The organism is Campylobacter sp. 110, from assembly GCF_002383965.1.
Lineage (GTDB): Bacteria > Campylobacterota > Campylobacteria > Campylobacterales > Campylobacteraceae > Campylobacter_D > Campylobacter_D coli.
The window spans coordinates 1-2,664 of the sequence record NZ_NXBD01000037.1; the positions used below are offsets into that span (position 1 = coordinate 1).

Genomic DNA, 2,664 nt, shown 5'->3' on the forward strand with positions numbered 1-2,664 from the left:
CTTTCTATGTGTTTAAACATAATTTCATTAGCACTTTTAAAAAAGTCTTTTTTAATCTCAAAGCCATAAGCTTTGCGGTTTAAATTTGTAGCTGCTAAAAGAGTGCTACCACTTCCAGCACATGGATCTATAACAACATCACCTGCATCTGTAAAAATAGTGATTAATCTTTCTAGCAATTTAACAGGCTTTTGTGTGGGATGTATTTTAGGAATACCTTCATCTTTTTGCCAATCCATGCAGTTATAAATCATCTTGCCATCATTATTAAATTTTGGAAGTTTTTCACGATATAAGATTAAAGCATATTCACAATTTCCAACTATTCTCATATTTGCTTTTAAAACTTGAGATGAGCTTTGTTTTCTAAAAACCAAATTTATATAATGATTAAAGCCATATTTTTTAGCTACTTCAATTAACATTGCTTGTTGCTCAAAAGAGCAAAAAACAATCATGCAAGGACTTTTACCGCATTCTTTAGGTTCTTTTATAAGCATTTTTGAACAAAAGTGCATAAATTCGCTAACTCTAAAATCATTATCTGTATCAAAAAATGCCTTGTTTGCTTTTTTGCTTTTTCCATTTTTATTATCCCCATTTATATACCATTTAGGAGATGAAGCATAAGCATTGTTGTCTAAATTATAAGGAATATCAGCTATTACAAGCTGTGCTTTTGGTATATTATATCTTTTAAAATTTTGAAAATGGTCGTTATATAAATTTGGTTTCATTCTCACTCCTTAAAAATTTCTCAACATCTTCAAAAGCTTTAACAATAAGCTTTTTTTCATGAAAGAAATTTCTTCCACTTGGCTTACTTTTGTAAATTTTGTAAGCCTTTCTGAGTTCTTTTTTACTTATGTGATTTTTATAATTTATTTTTTCAATTGCAATCCCATTGCTTCTTAAAAAATGACAAAAGCAACTTCTCCTCTCGCTAAATGGAACGATTTTTACAATTTCAAGATAATTAGAACGGCAAACTTTCATCATCCTCTCCTATTTCGATATATTTTTCATTGTTATTGTTTTTTACTTCATTTCCATAAGGATTATAGCTTTGATTTTGATTTGGAATAAATGATTTATTATTGTCGTTGTTTAAAGATTTATGCCTTGCTTTAAAAGATTTTATAGATAAAGGTTCTTTATTATTTTGAAACTCATCCATGCTTTGCATTTTTTCATTAAAAATTCTATCAAGAAAGATTTTGTTAGCAAGTTCTCCATTTTTACTTAAATATTCTTCTGTTCCAAAACCTAAAACTAAAAGCTTATTAACTAAAGAATTTAGATAAATAACTTCAGTCTGCACTCCAAAAACATTCTCATTTCCCTTTTCGCTAAAATCAAGTTCATCAATTCCAAAGAATTTCATAATGGCATTTAATTGTCTAAATCCTAAATAATTTTCTTTTTCTCCATTTTTATTGATATAGCTAAAATCGTTATTTTTAGCTACAAAAAGATTAAAAATAGCTAGTTTTTGCTCTTTTGAAGTTAAAAATTCAAAACAAATAAAAGTATTATTGCTTCCATCGCTTGCTATCTTTTCATATAAAAAGGCTTTGCGGAAAACTCCGCTATAAAGCCCACCTTCACTTAAATACTCTAAGCTTGGCGCATAATTTGCCACTTCAAAACTTGCCTTAAATGCTGGTAACATTATAATTCTCCTTTTAATTGTGTTAAAAATTCATCTTTATTACTTAGAACTTCTCGTATTTTTTCACTTGTAAATAAAGAATGTTTTTTTATAAAATTGTTTTGCTCCCCAGTGTTTAAACCATTATCACTCATAAATTTTCTAAGTTCAGCACCTAAAGCTTTTAGCTCTTTTGCTTTATTTTCTATAGCTTTTTCATCACTACCCCAAACTTTTAAATCTAATTCACTCTCATCAAGCATTCCAAGTCCGCAAATACTTAAGGTTACACGCCTTTTTGCTTTTGTGATGGCTTTCATTATTGCGTTTGCTAAATTATCGCCACCTAAATTTTTAATATTTAAAGCACCTGTATCGCAATCCGTTCTTCCATCGGGTGTTGCTGCGTAGGCTGTAACCATATAAATATCGCCAACTTGTGCCACTTCTGTTTTTGTAATACTTACTTTTCTTATTTGTCTTAGCTGATCTGTTGCTGATTTATTTGCATATAAAGTAAGTTTGCCATTTAATACTATGTATTCAAAAGGCTTTGTAAGCATGTTTAAGCCTAAACTTTCACAAAGATTTTTAACATAACTCGCTCGTTCTACGTCGCTCAGTTTTGATAAATCACCTTTTACCAAGGCTAACTCATAAGGATTAAAATTTATTTCTAATTTATTTTCTTCTTTTAATACAACTTCATTACTCATTTTTCATCTCCTTAGTATTTTTTTCCATTTTTCTTCGTATTCATCATAATTTTGCCAATACTTAAGCTCTTTTTCAAGCTTCTTAACAACAGCTTCAAAAACAGTATCTTTACCTATTTTTTCGGCAACTAAACTCATTTCCCATTCTTTTATGCAAATCATTCCATAATCACGGGCTAGTATTTTTCTAAGCTCTAGTAATTCTTCCTTGCTAAGTTTTCTTTTAAAACTCAACTCCTTTTTCTTTTCTAAGTCGTATTTAAGGGCTTTGATTTTGTTTTCATAATGTTCCTTTTG

At 29.1% G+C, this 2,664-nt stretch carries 4 protein-coding genes and 1 pseudogene; all 5 read right to left on the reverse strand.

The annotated features are described in order from the left end of the window. A partial coding sequence (locus tag BGS43_RS04770) for a DNA-methyltransferase (RefSeq protein WP_096569017.1) occupies window positions 1-737 on the reverse strand: 737 nt, incomplete at its 3' end. Further along, window positions 718-996 carry a hypothetical protein gene (locus tag BGS43_RS04775; RefSeq protein WP_057034207.1) on the reverse strand — a complete coding sequence of 93 codons (279 nt, stop codon included), beginning with the start codon at window positions 994-996 and terminating at the stop codon, window positions 718-720. The genes BGS43_RS04775 and BGS43_RS04770, both read right to left, overlap by 20 nt. Beyond that, on the reverse strand, window positions 977-1,672 hold the full coding sequence (locus BGS43_RS04780; protein ID WP_096569020.1) for a hypothetical protein: 696 nt from the start codon (window positions 1,670-1,672) through the stop codon (window positions 977-979). The genes BGS43_RS04775 and BGS43_RS04780 overlap by 20 nt, the downstream gene beginning before the upstream one ends. After that, window positions 1,672-2,367, reverse strand: coding sequence for a hypothetical protein (locus BGS43_RS04785; protein WP_096569023.1), 696 nt, complete (start codon window positions 2,365-2,367; stop codon window positions 1,672-1,674). The genes BGS43_RS04780 and BGS43_RS04785 overlap by 1 nt, the downstream gene beginning before the upstream one ends. Before the next feature lie 3 nt (window positions 2,368-2,370). After that, window positions 2,371-2,664 (reverse strand): annotated as a pseudogene (locus tag BGS43_RS04790) (phage antirepressor Ant); the annotation flags it as partial.